Source organism: Oscillospiraceae bacterium (assembly GCA_025757985.1).
In the GTDB taxonomy this organism is placed as follows: Bacteria; Bacillota; Clostridia; order Oscillospirales; family Ruminococcaceae; genus Gemmiger.
Window position 1 is genome coordinate 1,181,881 of sequence record CP107210.1, and the last position, 14,211, is coordinate 1,196,091.

Genomic DNA, 14,211 nt, shown 5'->3' on the forward strand with positions numbered 1-14,211 from the left:
GGCGGAGCAGAGCCTGCCCCTGCAGAGCGTTGGGTACAAAAGATTTAAACAATCCATTCTATCATATTTTTCCCGCTATTGCAAATCAGCGGTACAATTCCTGCAGCTGGTCGAGGGTCTTTTTCATCTCGGCGCGGACCTCCGGCGGGCCGGACACAACAACGCCGGTGCCGAAGCCTGCCACCCAGCCGAAAAACTGCGGGCTGACCTGAATCTCGGCTGTCATGGTAAAATGCTCGCCGTCTGCGCAGGGCACCAGCACCGGCCCGGTGCCGAAGCGGTCGATCATCGCCCCGGCAAAGCGGTTTTCGCACAGCAGCGTCACCCGCTTGAGGGGGCCGTTGAACATGCCGAACATCTGCTGCATGTAGGTGTTTACATCAAAATTGGCGTACTCATCGGCGCCCTCGCGGGTCGTGTCGGGCAAGGGGCGGACATTCTGCATCTTGTCAACGCGGTAGTGCTTCAGGCGGCCGTCCGTATAGGCGATGAGATAGTAGTTGCCGTTTTCCCACACCAGCACCCACGGGCTGACGCAGTACAGCTGGCCGTCGTGGCGGGGGGTCATCCGCTTTTGCAGGTTCCAGTCGCAGTATTTGAACTGCACCTGCTGCCCGGCCGTGATGGCAGAGTGCAGCGCATCAACGGTATACAAAATCTTTTCATCGGTGCTTTTGATCCGGCCGCTGACAAGGACCTTGCGGTCAAGCTCTTCCTGCCGGTATTTGGAGGTGAACTGCCCGAGCTTGTCGATGAGGACCTTGGACTTGCGCGCTGTGATGAACTTGCTGGCGTAGACGGCGTCCACAAGCAGCTTCAGCTCGGCCAGCTCAAAGGGGGCCTCGGTCATATAATAGCCGCCGCCGCGCCCGCGCTGCTGTACGATCTCATACGGGGAGTCCGGCATGTTGTTCAGCGTGTTCAGGTCGTCATAGACGCTCTTGCGCTCGGCAACAACGCCGCGCTCCTGCAGGCGCTCCACCAGCTGCGGGACACTCAGGGGGTGCTTCTCGTCCGTTTCGCGGGCGAGGATGTCCAAAAGGACAAGAAGTTTGCGTTTCTGGCCTTCTTTGCGCGGCATAGCAACGGCTCCTTTCCGGCTGTGAACAGATATAGTCCTATTATACACCCTATAAAGGAAGAGGGCAAGAGGGCTGGTGACGATTGTACGCAGGATTTCGGAACGAGGGGGGACGGCCGCAAAAGCCCCTCAGGCCAGCTTCGCGGCCAGCTCCCCACATGTGGGGAGCCTTTTTGCGCGGGCTTTGCCCGCGTGAAAGTCTCCTCGCATAGCGGGGAGGTGGCCGAGCCTGCGAGGCCGGAGGGGCTTTTGGGGACGCCGCCCCTTACATTTCCATCTCCGCCAAAAGCTCCCCCAAATCCGCAAAAATATCTGTCGGCAGCATGGCAGTCATGCTGCGGCGCTTGGCGCAGCGGTCGGCAGCGGCCCCGTGGAGCCATACGGCGGCGATGGCGGCATCCTCGGGGCTGCGGCCCTGCCCGAGCCCGGCGGCCAGCAGCCCGGCGGTCAGCCCGGCCAGCACATCCCCGCTGCCGCCCCGGGCCAGCCCGGCGTTGCCGGTGTTGTTGTGCCAGAGCGTGCCGTCCGGCTTGGCCACCAGCGTGCCGCTGCCCTTTAAAATGGCGATGCAATCGTATTTTTCCGCAAGCTGCCGCGCGGCCTGCGCCCGGTCGGCCTGAATCTCGGCCACGGTTGTGCCCAGCAGCCGTGCGGCCTCGCCGGGGTGCGGCGTCAGGATCGTGTTGGCGGGCAATCCGCCCCGTAGCCTGCCGGCAGCCAGCGCGTTCAGGGAATCGGCGTCCAGCACAGCCCCGCGCCATGGGGCATTTTTGCCCAGCAGGGCGCGGCACACCCCGGGGGCGCTCTCCCCCAGCCCGGGGCCGGCCAGCAGGACGGCGCTTCTGTCGGCAAACCAGTCCCGCAGGGCGGCAGCGTCATGCGGGTGGATGCCGCCGTTGGCCGCCGTGCGGCAGCCGCAGGCACAGCACTCAGGTGTGCGGGTCAGCACCAGCTGCACAACAGGCTCCACGCTGGCCAGAAAGACCAGCCCGGCGCCGCCGCGCAGCGCCCCCTCTGTGCAGAGTGCAGCCGCGCCGCGGTAGGCCATGCTGCCTGCCGCAGCCAGTACGCTGCCGTAGCTTCCCTTGTTGCTGTCTGCCCGGCGCTCCGGCAGCAGCTGCTTTACCAGCTCTTGTGTGATCTCGCGCTGCATCTTGCATCCCTCCGCAAATGTATTATAATAGGTACAGTATAATCCATTTGCAGAAAAAGTGAAAGGGGCAGTTTTGCATGGTTCCGGCATTGGAAGAAATTTTGGCGGGCACAAAAAACATGGTGTTTTTCGGCGGCGCGGGCGTATCGACCGAGAGCGGCATCCCGGATTTCCGCTCGGTGGACGGGCTGTATCACCAGAAATTCAAATACCCGCCCGAGACGATGCTCTCCCACAGCTTTTATGAGCGGCACACCGCAGAATTTTTTGATTTCTACCGCCAAAAGCTCATCGTGCACGGCGCGGTGCCCAATGCGGCCCACCGGCGGCTGGCGGCGCTGGAGCGCGAGGGTAAGTGCAAGGCGGTCGTGACCCAGAATATTGACGGGCTGCATCAGGCCGCCGGCAGCAGGGTCGTCTATGAGCTGCACGGCTCAACGCTGCGCAACTATTGCACCCGCTGCGGCAAGTTTTTCCCGGTGCAGTTCATTGAGGCAGCAGCCGGAGTCGGGGACGGTGTCCCCCGCTGCGATGCGTGCGGCGGCATCGTCAAGCCCGATGTCGTGCTGTACGAGGAGGGACTGGACGAGGAAACGATGGAAAACGCCGTCAGGGCGATCTCCCGTGCCGATACCCTCATTGTGGGCGGCACCAGTCTGGCGGTCTATCCGGCGGCGGGGCTGCTGCGGTATTTCCGGGGTGAAAATCTGGTGGTCATCAACAAGCAGCCCACCCCGGCGGACGGTATGGCGAATCTTTTGATCCGGGGGCCGATCGGCCGTGCACTGGACCCGGCTGTCCCGGAAGAAGGTTAAATTTTACACAAAAGTCCATAGTTTTTTGCAAAAAGGCATTGCAAATGGTGGTGTGACTTTGTTATGATAGATACATAGTGCTTTTATAGGCAGGTAAAAAGAGGGGGCTGGCTTTTATGGCAAACGCGCTGACGGATTTTACAAAGAAACGCGAATTTCTGGTGTGCATGGACTCCGACGGCTGCGTGATGAACACAGTGCGCATCAAGCATACGACGGTCATGTGCCCGGAACTTATCCGTGTTTTTGCGCTGGATGAGCAGGCGGATTTTATCACCGCTGCATGGGACGAAATCAACCTGCACACGATCACCCGCGGGATCTCCCGGTTTGAGAGTGTGCGGCTGGTGTTTGACCGGCTGAAGAACCGCGGCATCGAGATCCCCGGCAGCGAGGACATTGCCGCTTGGGTGGACACCGCGACCGAGCTTTCCACGGCCAGCCTGCAGCGGGAGCTGCAAAAGACCGGCAGTCTGGCCCTGCGCAAGCTGCAGGAGTGGAACAATGCCTGCAACCGCCGCATTCAGGCGCTGGAGCCTACCTTTGAGCCGTTCCCCGGTGTGGAGGAAAGCCTGCGCCAGCTGCACGCCGTGGCCGATGTGGCCGTTGTCAGCGCCGCCAACGAGAGCGCCATCGCCAGTGAGTGGAAGCGCTACGGTCTGGCCCGCCATGCGGATGTCATCTTCGGGCAGGAGGTGGGCAGCAAAGCGAACTCCATTGCCACGATGCTGGCCTGCGGCTATGAGAGCCGCAAGGTCATGATGGTGGGCGATGCTATGGGCGATGCTCAGGCTGCCGCGGCCAACGGTGTTGCCTTTGTGCCGATCCTGCCGGGGCGTGAGGCCGACAGCTGGCGCCGCCTGCAGGAGGAGGCCCTGCCCAAGCTGCTGCATGGCACCTTCAGCCCCGCCTATCAGGCCGAGTTGATCGCCGCGCTGCGCAGCGCTTTGCATGGATAAACCAAATACGCCAAATTTCGCGCCGTCACTCTTGTGACGGCGCTTTATTTATGGTATACTGACTATGATTATCTGTATAAATAAACAGCGCGTGTCATACTGATGCACCGTAGGGGCGGGGCTCTGCTCCGCCCGTGGCACTTTGCGCTGCCGTAAACGGCCCGGGCGGAGCAGAGCCCTACCCCTGCCGCGATGCGGAAATGCAAAATTCATCTGGGAAAAGGAGCCTCGTGTATGGACTTATTACAGCAGGCCCGGGCAGAGATCGATGCTGTTGATGCGGAGATGGCCGCGCTGTTTGAGCGGCGGATGCGCGCAGTGGCCGATGTGGCGCGCTATAAGGCCGAGACCGGCAAGCCGGTGTTTGACGCCGCGCGTGAGGCGGCTGTGCTGGATAAAAATGCGGCCCGCATCACCGATGAGACGCTGCGCCCCTACTATCGCGCTTTTTTGAATGATGCTATGGCCGTTTCCCGCGCGTACCAGCGCGCGCGCCTTGGCCGCGACACCGCTGCCTATCAGGGGGTGCCCGGCGCATGGAGCCAGATTGCATTGCAGCGCCTGTTCCCCTTTGCGCGGCAGACGGCCTGCACCACTTGGGGCGAGGTCTTTGATGCTGTGCAGAGCGGAGATGCGCAATTCGGCGTACTTCCGTTTGAAAACTCCAATGCGGGCGATGTTTCCACCGTGCTGGATCTGCTGTACACCCACCCGGACATCATCATCTCCCGCATGTGTGATTTGCCCATCCGGCAGGATCTGCTGGCGGTGCCGGGTGCAACGCTGCAGACCATCCGCACGGTCGTCAGCCATCCGCAGGCGCTGGCCCAGAGCAGCGTTTTCGTGCAGCAGCACGGCTTTAAAACCGGCACATGGGGCAACACGGCCGATGCCGCCCGCCATGTGGCGGAGCTGAAGGACCCAACCGTTGCGGCCATCGCCAGCGCAGAGACTGCCGGCTTATATGGTCTGCAGATCCTCTGCGCAGGCATCAACGCCGATGGTGACAATACGACCCGGTTCATCGTGATCGAGCGCAGCCCGGAGCCGCCGGTCATGACCGGGCAGGGCCAGCGGCTGGCGCTGCTGTTTACGGCGCGTCACAAGCCCGGCCAGCTGGCCGCTGCGCTGGACCGGATCGGCGCAAGGGGCTTTAATATGGAGTGCATCAAGAGCCGTCCCCTGCCCCATGTTCCGTTTGAATATTATTTCTATGTACAGCTTGTCTGCCCGGTAGACAGCAGCGGCGCAGCATGTCAGGCGTTGCTGGACACGCTGACCTCTGTTTGCAGCACCCTGCGGCTGCTGGGTGCCTTCACCCTTGACGGTACGGAGAAATAAGCCATGAGAAAGGATGTGCGAAGCATGAAACTGACGATGCAGCTTAAAAGCCGCAGCTATGATATTATTTTGAAGGCCGGATGTCTGGCCAACCTCCACCAGTTCACGAATGTGCAGCACCGCAAGGTCTTTGTGCTGACGGATTCCGGCGTGCCCGCCGCGTATGCGCAGACGGTAGCGGCCCAATGCCCGGAGGCCACGGTCTATACCATCCCGCAGGGCGAGGGCAGCAAATGCCTCAAGGTCTATGGGCAGGTGCTGCAGGCCATGCTGGCGTTCGGCATGGACCGCAAGGATCTGCTGGTCGCCGTGGGCGGCGGCGTTGTGGGGGATCTGGGCGGTTTCTGCGCCGCAAGCTATATGCGCGGCATCGACTTTGTGAACTGTCCCACGACCGTGCTGGCGCAGGTGGATTCCTCCATCGGCGGCAAGACGGCGATTGATCTGGGCGAGACGAAGAATATCGTCGGCGCGTTCTGGCAGCCGAAGGTCGTGCTGGTGGATTTTGATACGCTGAAAACGCTGCCCCGCCGTCAGGTGGTCAACGGTCTGGCGGAGGCCCTGAAAACCGGCCTGATCGGGGACCCGCAGCTCTTTGCGCTGTTTGAGTGCGAGCATCCCGAGGAAAACATTGAGCAGATCGTCTACCGCAGCCTGAAATTCAAGAAAAAGATCGTGGAGCAGGACGAGCGCGAGGGCAGCGTGCGCGCCTGCCTGAACTTCGGCCACACCATCGGCCATGGCATCGAGGCGGTGCGCGGTGTGCGCGGCCGCCGCACGACCGGCCTGTACCACGGCGAGTGCGTGGCGCTGGGCATGCTGCCGATGATCGAGGACAATGCGCTGCTCAAGCGCACCCGCGCCATCTACCGCACGCTGGGCCTGCCCACCCGTGCCGGTGCCAACCGGGAAAAGGTGCTGGCCTACATGCAGCACGACAAAAAGGCCAGCGGCGATCATATCACGGTCATCAAGTGCCCCGGCCTTGGCTGCTGGCGCGCCGATAAGCTGCCGATGACCGAGCTGCCGGCACTTTTAGGCATGGAATGAATTTCTGTAGGGGCGGATGCTCGCATCGGCCCCTACCACAACGATAACGTAGGGGCGGGGTTCTACTCCGCCCGTGGAACTTTGCCCTGCCGCAGGCGGGCACGGGCGGAGCAGAGCCCCGCCCCTACTGAGATATTTAAGTGAACGACTATGAAAAACACCTTTGGAAATACCGTCAGCATGACGATTTTTGGCGAGAGCCATGGCCCGGCGGTCGGTGCGGTGCTGGATGGGCTGGCAGCGGGGCTGCCGGTGGATGAGGCTGCCATCGCGGCCGCCATGGACCGCCGCCGTGCCCGGGGCGATGGGCTTTCCACCGCCCGGACTGAGGCGGACGCCGTGGAGTTTCTCTCCGGCGTGTACAACGGACGCACGACCGGCACCGCAGTCACCCTGATGATCCGCAATCTGAACACCCGCAGCGGCGACTATGCCAAAACGGCCGACCTGCTGCGCCCCGGCCACGCCGACTACACGGCCTACGCCAAGTATGAGGGCTTTCAGGATGCCCGCGGCGGCGGGCATTTCTCCGGCCGCATCACGGCGGCCAGTGTGGCAGCGGGCACGATCTGCGAGACCGTGCTGAACAGTCTGGGCGTAAAGGTCTACACCCATATTGCCGAGTGTGCAGGCGTCAAGGACGCTCCGCTTTCGAGTGCGGCGGGCCTTGTGATGCCCGCGCCGCAGCCCGGGCATTTTGCCCTGCTGGACCCGGCAAAGGAGGAGCCGATGCAGGTTGCCATCCGCGCGGCGGGCAGCGAGGGTGACAGCGTGGGCGGTATTCTTGAGACGGTTGTGACCGGACTGCCCGCCGGTATCGGCGAGCCGTGGTTTGACAGTGTCGAGAGTGAGCTGGCCCACCTGATGTTTGCCATTCCCGCCTGTAAGGGCATTGAGTTCGGCGCGGGGTTCGGCTTTGCCGCCCTGCGCGGCAGTGAGGCCAACGACCCGTTCACGATGCGCGGCGGCGAGATCGCCACCGCTACCAACAAAAACGGCGGTGTGAACGGCGGCATCACCAACGGCATGCCCCTTGTGTTCCGCACCGTGCTCAAACCCACGCCGAGCATCTATAAAGAACAGCATACCGTTGATTATATCAGCAGGCAGGATGCGGAGCTGCAGATCAAGGGCCGCCATGACCCCTGCATTGTGCCCCGCGCCGCCGTGGTGCAGAACACCCTGACGGCCTTCGGCCTGCTGGATCTGCTGACCGTGCGCTACGGCACCCTTGCCCAGAAGCACGGCCTTCCCCAAGCGTAAAACAGGAGGTGAAAAACCATGCAGCAACCACTGTACGGACTCATCGGCGGCAAGCTGGGCCACAGCTACTCCAAGATCATTCATGAGCAGATCGCGGATTACACCTACGATCTGCTCCCCCTGCCCACCGAGGCAGAGGCCCGCGTGTTTATGGAAAAACGCGCGTTTACGGCGATCAATGTGACGATCCCCTATAAGCAGTTCGTCATCCCCTACTGCGATGTGGTGGACCCTAAGGCAAAGGCCATCGGCGCGGTGAATACCATCGTGAACCGGGACGGAAGGCTGTACGGCTACAACACTGACTATGCGGGCTTTTCCTATCTGGCCAAGGCCCACGGCGTGGATTTTGCGGACAAAACGGTGCTGATCCTCGGCACCGGCGGCACCCATTCCACGGTCGCGGCGGTCTGCCGGGACGGCGGTGCGCGGGAGATCCTGACGGCCAGCCGCACCGGCCGGGACGGCGCACTGCTCTACAGCGAGGCGATGCACCGCCGCGATGTGCAGGTCATCATCAACACAACGCCCTGCGGCATGTACCCCAATGTGGGCCAGTGCCTCATCGACGCCAAGGCGTTCCCCCGGCTGGAGGCCGTGCTGGATGTGGTGTACAACCCCTTCCGCACCGAGCTTTTGCTGCGGGCCGAGGACTGCGGCGTGACCGTTGCGGGCGGCTTTGAGATGCTGGTGGCGCAGGCTGTGTTTGCCGCCGAGCATTTTACTGGCAGCACGCTGGACACCGACACCCTGATCCCGACCATCAGCCGCCGCCTGCGCCACCAGCTGGCGAATGTCTCCCTCATCGGGATGCCGGGCTGCGGAAAATCCACGGTGGGTGCGGCGCTGGCCAAGCGGCTGGACAAGCGGTTTGTCGATCTGGATGCTGAGATCGAGCGCCGGACCGGGCATAATATCCCCGATATCTTTGCCGAGGAGGGCGAGGAGGCGTTCCGCCACTATGAGGCTGAGGTGCTGGCCGAGGTTGCCAAGGGCAACAGTCAGGTCATTGCCTGCGGCGGCGGGGTCGTCAAGAACCCGGCCAACAGCCGTGCCCTGCGCCAGAACGGCCCTGTGCTGTGGGTGCGCCGCCCGCTGAGCCGTCTGGCGACCCGCGGGCGTCCCCTCTCCAAGGGCGGGGAGGCCCTCAGGCAGATGGAGGCAGAGCGCACGCCGCTCTACACCGCCGCCGCCACGGCAGAGCTTGAAAATAACGCCACTCTGACCGAAGCCGTGGACAAAGCAGTAGAATTGTTTGAAGCGGATGAGACGCTGTAAAAGCCTTCCCCCGAGGGGGAAACCAAAGGTTTATTTTATAGAGAAAAAGTATATAAGAAAGAGGTTCACCCATGATTATTTCTACCAAAAAGGGGACGCCGCAGGTCGAGCTGGACCGCATCGTTGATAATTTTGAGAAGCAGGGCCTGTCGGTCACCATGATCCGCGGTACTGACTACAATGTCTTTGGCCTTGTCGGTGATACGACTAAAATCGCCGAGAAGGATGTGCTGGCCAACCCTTGGGTCGAGAATGTGACCCGTGTGTCTGCACCCTACAAGCGCGCAAACCGCCTGTTCCACCCTGCGGATACCGTGGTGGATGTCAACGGCGTCAAGATCGGCGGCAGTGCCCCCATCGCCGTTATGGCAGGCCCCTGCAGCATCGAGGGCGAGGCGCACACCATCGCAATGGCGCAGGCTGTCAAGGCGGGCGGCGCCAACTTCCTGCGCGGCGGCGCTTACAAGCCCCGCACCAGCCCATACTCCTTTCAGGGCCTTGGCACCGAGGGGATTCTCGACATGGTCAAGGCGCGCGAGCTGACCGGCCTGCCCATCGTCAGCGAGCTGATGGACGAGGCCCATATTGATGAGTTTGAGCAGTATGTCGATGTCGTGCAGATCGGCGCACGCAATATGCAGAACTTCCAGCTGCTGAAGGCGGTCGGCAAGATGCACAAGCCGGTCCTGCTCAAGCGCGGCCTTGCCAACACCATCGAGGAATGGATCATGTCTGCCGAGTACATCATGGCCGGCGGCAATGAGAATGTCATCCTCTGTGAGCGCGGCATCCGCACCTTTGAGCGCGCGACCCGCAACACGCTGGACCTGTCCGCCGTGCCGGTCATCAAGGAAAAGACCCACCTGCCCATCATTGTGGACCCCAGCCATGCCACGGGCGATTATAAGTATATCGAGAGCATGGCGCTGGCCGCTGTCGCCGCCGGTGCCGACGGCCTTGAGATCGAGGTCCACAACGACCCGCCCCACGCCTGGAGCGATGGCGCCCAGTGCCTGAAGCCGGATAAGTTTGCCGAGGTCATCGCCAAATGCCGCAAAGTTGCCGCTGCCATCGGCCGGGAGATGTAAATTGGACGCGAAGATTCATGTAAGCCGCCTTGGCGGCACGGCCACCGTGCCGCCGAGCAAAAGCGCGGCGCATCGTGCAGTGCTGTGCGCAGCCCTTGCGGATGGCACCAGCCATATTACGAATATTGAGTACAGCAAGGACATCCGCGCGACGCTGGGCGCAGCAGCCCAGCTGGGTGCAAAGATCACCGAGGAGCCGCACTCCCTGACCATCAAGGGCCACGGCACGGCGGGCGGCTTTGTCACGGTGACACGGCCGGTCTTTTGCAATGAGAGCGGCTCTACCCTGCGGTTTATGATCCCGCTGTTCAGCCTGACAGCCCAGAAGGTGCAGTTTACTGGCGCGGGGCGTTTGTTTGACCGCCCGCAGGCGGTGTACCAGATGCTGTTTGACCGGCAGGGCCTGCGCTTTGAGCAAAGCCCGGACGGCATCACGATCTTTGGACGGCTGCGCCCCGGCGGGTTTACCCTGCCCGGCGATGTGTCCAGCCAGTTTATCAGCGGCCTGCTGTTTGCCGCGCCGCTGATGGAGTCCGAGAGCAGCATCGAGGTGCTGGCCCCCTACGAAAGCCATTCCTATGTAGATCTGACGCTGGATGCCATGCAGCAGTTCGGCGTCAAGGTATCGGCCCGCGCGCGCAAAAACGGCAGCATGATGTACCGCGTGGCTGCGCCGCAGCGGTATGTGGCCAGTGATTTTGCCGTGGAGGGCGACTACAGTCAGGCGGCGTTTCTGGCGGTGCTGGGCTGTGTGATCGGCGGCATCACCATCACGGGGCTGAACCCCGACAGCCAGCAGGGTGATAAGGTCATTCTGGACATTCTCAAGCGCTGCGGCGGCAAGTTCAAGCCCGTGGAGGGCGGCTACCACTTTGACCGCAGCCTGTTGAAGGCCACCGAGATCGACCTGGCGGACTGCCCCGATCTGGGCCCCATCCTCTTTACGCTGGGCTGCTTCTGCAGCGGCGAGACGGTCATCCGCAACGCGGGACGGCTGCGCCTGAAGGAGTCCGACCGCATTGACGCGATGCGGGACGAGCTGCAGAAGATGGGCGCCCGCATTGATGTGGAGGGCGATAGCGTTCACATTCAGGGCGTGGCGCTCCATGCGCCCAACGCACCGCTGTCCGGCCACAACGACCATCGCATCGTTATGGCGCTGGCCGTGGCAGCCATTGCCAGCGGTCTGCCTGCCCTGCTCTGCGGGGCCGAGGCCGTGGAAAAAAGCTGGCCCGCATTCTGGAATGTGCTGCGCAGCCTTGGCGCAAAAATCGAGCTGAGTAGCGATAGAAAAGAAGATTTTGACATAAAGGCGTGATTTTGTATGCTGGACAAAAGCAAAAACTATCTGATCGTCGGTCTGGGCCTGCTGGGCGGCAGGTACGCACAGGTGCTGAGCCAGAAGGGCTACAGCGTGACCGGCATTACCCACAGCCAGTCAACGCTGGACTATGCGCTGCAGCATGACTATATCCGCGCCGGGAAAAATAAGGATTTTGAGGATCTTGTACGGCAGGCGGACTGCATCATCTTCGGCCTCTACCCCGCCGTGCTGCTTGACTGGGTCGAGCAGTACGGCCGGCTGATACGCCCCGGCACGATGGTCACCGATGTGTCCGGCGTAAAGCGCGGCGTGGTGGAGCCTGTGCAGGCCGCCCTGCCGGAGGGGGTCGAGTTCATCGCCAGCCACCCGATGGCCGGCCGTGAGACGAGCGGCATCACCCACAGCGCCGAGGTAAGCTTTGCCCCCGCCAACTTCATCATCACGCCCACCGATAAGAACACGCAGGCCGGCATCGACTGGTGCCGCGATCTGGCCGAGGAGCTGGGCTTTAAGCGGATCAGCATCCTGACCCCCGCCGAGCATGACCATATGATCGGCTATGTCAGCCAGCTTTGCCATGCCATCGCCGTGAGCCTGATGTGCGCGTCCGATAACTCGGAGCTGGCCAACTACACCGGCGATTCCTTCCGCGATTTGACGCGGATCGCACGCATCAACGACAAAATGTGGGCGGAGCTGTTCCTCTGGAATAAAGACAACCTCATCTCGGAAATCGACATGTTTGACAGCGCGCTGCAGGATATGCGGGAAAAGCTCGTCAACGATGACCGTGAGGGTCTTGAGGAGATGTTCCGTCTTTCAACCAAGCGCAGAGAGGCGTTTGACAAAAAATAACACAAAACAAATCGCTGCCGCCCGCAAAACGGGCGGCAGCGATTTGTTTGCAGATAAAGGCTTTACAGGGCGGCCGTTACAGGTGCAGCCGCTTTTCGATCTCACTTTTCAGCGCTCTGCCGCGGAAGATGACAAGACCGAGGAAGGTGATGATGCTCAGGATCAGGCAGATGACCCACGGGATGCTGTGGGCGTCCAGCTTGCCGCCGTCAAGACGCAGAAAGAGCAGGATGTACGGCAAAAGGCCGATGCCGATGTTCATGAGCAGATAGACCAGCGCATTTGCCGTGAAGCGGCTGCGCAGAAAGGCAAACACGAAGTTGCACCCCAAGGCAACGCAGCAGAGGATCGGCACGACCAGATCAAGGCTGTAGCCTGTGTAGCCGTTGAACCAGTCGGTAAAGACGAGCAGCGCCGAGACGAGCAGCAGCAGGTTGAAGATCTGGCGCGGGCCGTTGTAGCGCCGGCGCAGGACGGAGCGCAGCACCCGCAGCGCGGCCAGAAACCAGACGGCCAGCAGCAGACTGAAATGGCGGTGGGGCGTTTCATCCAGCAGCAGGAAATCAAACGCCCCGGCCACCACCACCACGGCCGACAGCAGAAAAGCAATGATCTTATACAGGAGCGAGGCGCGGTGGATGCGCGGCGCAGTCGCCGGGAAATAAGCTGCCTCCGCCGGGCCCGGCAGGCGGTTTTGGCACAGCGGGCAGTAGGTGCTGTCCCCGCCGACCCTGATATGACAATGCGGGCAGGTATTCATTTTTCCACCTCCGTGGCGTAGAGGGTGACATCCAGCCCGTCCTTGGCAAGGCTGCGGTAGAACCGCTGCAGGATCGTTGTGCTGCGCAGCGCCGAGGCTGTGCCCAGCACAAGGTCATCCCCATAGGAGCAGACGACCGTAAAGAGCGTTTTGCAGCTGGAGAACGCCGCAAAGCTGCGGATATAGGGCTGCAGCTCCGCCGGGATGGTGATGCGCCCCATGTTGGAGACAACAGCCGTGACATGGCGGTCCTCCAATTTGGTGAACAGCTTGACGGTGGCGTTTTTGAGGAAGAGCGGCACCGGGCGGATGGCGGGCACATGTTCAAGCTTTTCGTACTCGTCCATCTGGGCGCGGATATTCTCGGGGCGCAGGACCTCCTTCAGCTTTGCATCAAAGACGGGGGCCACGGTTTCAAGCGTATCGGTCTCGGTCAGCGTATGGGTCACATAGACGGAGTTGAAAAAGTTGCGGGCCGTCTCACTGGGGTAGTAGTTGCGCAGGTTGACCGGCAGGCTGATTGAGATGGGCTTGCTGCGCTCAAGCGCGGGCATATCGTGGTAGATGGCAAGCATGAAGCAGGCACCGAGGTAGCTCGTCATCGACACACCCAGCGCATGGGAGCGGTCCAGCACCTGCCGGGCGCTGAGATGCCCCTCAAAGAATTGCAGCTGGTCGTAGGGCAAAAAGCCGTGCGGGCGGTAGACCTTGGTCTTTTTTTCGGCCTTGCGGCGTCTGGTGCCGCCGTAAAAGTTGCGGAAGCTGTCCTGCGCAAGGTCCCCGGCCGAGGCACTGTTGGGCGAGGGTACGCTGTCCAGCTCGCCGGGGTGGCGCAGCGCCAGATAGTTGCGCACGATGGATTTTAAGTAGAGCAGGCCGCCGTTGCCATCGGTGATGGCGTGGAACATCTCCAGATTGATCCGCGCGCCGAAATAGGTCACCCGGTAGATCAGACGGTTGCGGCGCTCCGGCGTGTAGAGCGGCGCACAGGGGGCCTTCGTCTCCGGCTGGGCGGCGGGCATCAGATCGGTGGATTCAAAATAATGCCAGAACAGGCCGCGGTGCAGCGTGACCTGAAACTGCGGCCATTCCTGCGCGGTGCGGCGCAGGGCCTCGTTCAGTGTGTCGGGGTCGACCTGCTCCTGCAGCGTGCAGGAGATGCGAAAAACGCGCGGGTCCCGCATGGATGCCGTGGCCAGAAACACCTTGGCGACATTGTCAACTTTGTACCAGGAATCGGACAT

Annotated in this window: 13 protein-coding genes; 9 read left to right on the top strand and 4 right to left on the bottom strand. The window is 61.9% G+C overall.

Translation table 11 applies throughout. The annotated features are described in order from the left end of the window. Positions 1 to 85: 85 nt before the first annotated feature. Both OGM67_05975 and OGM67_05980 read right to left on the bottom strand, forming a co-directional pair. The gene (locus tag OGM67_05975; GenBank protein UYJ35855.1) at positions 86 to 1,081 is read right to left on the bottom strand and encodes a WYL domain-containing protein; all 996 of its coding nucleotides are present in this window, start codon (positions 1,079 to 1,081) and stop codon (positions 86 to 88) included. Positions 1,082 to 1,346: 265 nt separating this feature from the next. Beyond that, entirely contained in the window at positions 1,347 to 2,234 is an 888-nt protein-coding gene (locus tag OGM67_05980) for an NAD(P)H-hydrate dehydratase (protein ID UYJ35856.1), read from the bottom strand. Positions 2,235 to 2,311: 77 nt separating this feature from the next. Between OGM67_05980 and OGM67_05985 the strand changes: the two genes are divergently transcribed. From OGM67_05985 to OGM67_06025, 9 genes are all read left to right on the top strand, one after another. After that, the gene (locus OGM67_05985) at positions 2,312 to 3,049 is read left to right on the top strand and encodes an NAD-dependent protein deacylase (GenBank protein UYJ35857.1); all 738 of its coding nucleotides are present in this window, start codon (positions 2,312 to 2,314) and stop codon (positions 3,047 to 3,049) included. A 116-nt stretch (positions 3,050 to 3,165) separates the two neighbouring features. Next, positions 3,166 to 4,008 (top strand): HAD hydrolase-like protein, encoded by an 843-nt coding sequence (locus tag OGM67_05990; GenBank protein UYJ35858.1) that lies wholly within the window; start codon positions 3,166 to 3,168, stop codon positions 4,006 to 4,008. 234 nt (positions 4,009 to 4,242) lie between these two features. Continuing rightward, on the top strand, positions 4,243 to 5,349 hold the full coding sequence (locus tag OGM67_05995) for a chorismate mutase (protein ID UYJ35859.1): 1,107 nt from the start codon (positions 4,243 to 4,245) through the stop codon (positions 5,347 to 5,349). 24 nt (positions 5,350 to 5,373) lie between these two features. After that, a complete protein-coding gene (gene aroB / locus OGM67_06000; GenBank protein ID UYJ35860.1) occupies positions 5,374 to 6,399 on the top strand; it encodes a 3-dehydroquinate synthase in 1,026 nt (341 codons plus the stop codon). A gap of 150 nt (positions 6,400 to 6,549) precedes the next feature. Continuing rightward, positions 6,550 to 7,662, top strand: a complete 1,113-nt coding sequence (aroC, locus tag OGM67_06005) for a chorismate synthase (GenBank protein ID UYJ35861.1) — start codon at positions 6,550 to 6,552, stop codon at positions 7,660 to 7,662. Between the two features lie 18 nt (positions 7,663 to 7,680). Continuing rightward, positions 7,681 to 8,940 carry a shikimate dehydrogenase gene (locus tag OGM67_06010; protein UYJ35862.1) on the top strand — a complete coding sequence of 420 codons (1,260 nt, stop codon included), beginning with the start codon at positions 7,681 to 7,683 and terminating at the stop codon, positions 8,938 to 8,940. A 71-nt stretch (positions 8,941 to 9,011) separates the two neighbouring features. Continuing rightward, positions 9,012 to 10,028 (top strand): 3-deoxy-7-phosphoheptulonate synthase, encoded by a 1,017-nt coding sequence (gene aroF, locus OGM67_06015; GenBank protein ID UYJ35863.1) that lies wholly within the window; start codon positions 9,012 to 9,014, stop codon positions 10,026 to 10,028. Position 10,029: 1 nt separating this feature from the next. Beyond that, positions 10,030 to 11,346 (top strand): 3-phosphoshikimate 1-carboxyvinyltransferase, encoded by a 1,317-nt coding sequence (gene aroA / locus OGM67_06020; GenBank protein UYJ35864.1) that lies wholly within the window; start codon positions 10,030 to 10,032, stop codon positions 11,344 to 11,346. A gap of 6 nt (positions 11,347 to 11,352) precedes the next feature. After that, the gene (locus OGM67_06025; protein ID UYJ35865.1) at positions 11,353 to 12,207 is read left to right on the top strand and encodes a prephenate dehydrogenase; all 855 of its coding nucleotides are present in this window, start codon (positions 11,353 to 11,355) and stop codon (positions 12,205 to 12,207) included. Between the two features lie 76 nt (positions 12,208 to 12,283). Here the strand turns inward: OGM67_06025 and OGM67_06030 are convergent, their stop codons facing one another. Both OGM67_06030 and OGM67_06035 read right to left on the bottom strand, forming a co-directional pair. Beyond that, complete coding sequence (locus OGM67_06030; GenBank protein ID UYJ35866.1) at positions 12,284 to 12,967, bottom strand: DUF6320 domain-containing protein; 684 nt, start codon at positions 12,965 to 12,967, stop codon at positions 12,284 to 12,286. Continuing rightward, a complete protein-coding gene (locus OGM67_06035) occupies positions 12,964 to 14,211 on the bottom strand; it encodes a hypothetical protein (GenBank protein ID UYJ35867.1) in 1,248 nt (415 codons plus the stop codon). The genes OGM67_06030 and OGM67_06035 overlap by 4 nt, the downstream gene beginning before the upstream one ends.

Bases quoted from the DNA above. Each gene is read 5' to 3' on its own strand.
- aroB (UYJ35860.1), top strand. From the start codon at position 5,374: ATGAAACTGACGATGCAGCTTAAAAGCCGCAGCTATGATATTATTTTG.
- aroC (UYJ35861.1), top strand. From the start codon at position 6,550: ATGAAAAACACCTTTGGAAATACCGTCAGCATGACGATTTTTGGCGAG.
- OGM67_06030 (UYJ35866.1), bottom strand. From the start codon at position 12,967: ATGAATACCTGCCCGCATTGTCATATCAGGGTCGGCGGGGACAGCACC.
- OGM67_06035 (UYJ35867.1), bottom strand. From the start codon at position 14,211: ATGTCCGATTCCTGGTACAAAGTTGACAATGTCGCCAAGGTGTTTCTG.
- OGM67_05985 (UYJ35857.1), top strand. From the start codon at position 2,312: ATGGTTCCGGCATTGGAAGAAATTTTGGCGGGCACAAAAAACATGGTG.
- OGM67_05980 (UYJ35856.1), bottom strand. From the start codon at position 2,234: ATGCAGCGCGAGATCACACAAGAGCTGGTAAAGCAGCTGCTGCCGGAG.
- aroF (UYJ35863.1), top strand. From the start codon at position 9,012: ATGATTATTTCTACCAAAAAGGGGACGCCGCAGGTCGAGCTGGACCGC.
- OGM67_05990 (UYJ35858.1), top strand. From the start codon at position 3,166: ATGGCAAACGCGCTGACGGATTTTACAAAGAAACGCGAATTTCTGGTG.
- OGM67_06025 (UYJ35865.1), top strand. From the start codon at position 11,353: ATGCTGGACAAAAGCAAAAACTATCTGATCGTCGGTCTGGGCCTGCTG.
- OGM67_05995 (UYJ35859.1), top strand. From the start codon at position 4,243: ATGGACTTATTACAGCAGGCCCGGGCAGAGATCGATGCTGTTGATGCG.
- OGM67_05975 (UYJ35855.1), bottom strand. From the start codon at position 1,081: ATGCCGCGCAAAGAAGGCCAGAAACGCAAACTTCTTGTCCTTTTGGAC.
- OGM67_06010 (UYJ35862.1), top strand. From the start codon at position 7,681: ATGCAGCAACCACTGTACGGACTCATCGGCGGCAAGCTGGGCCACAGC.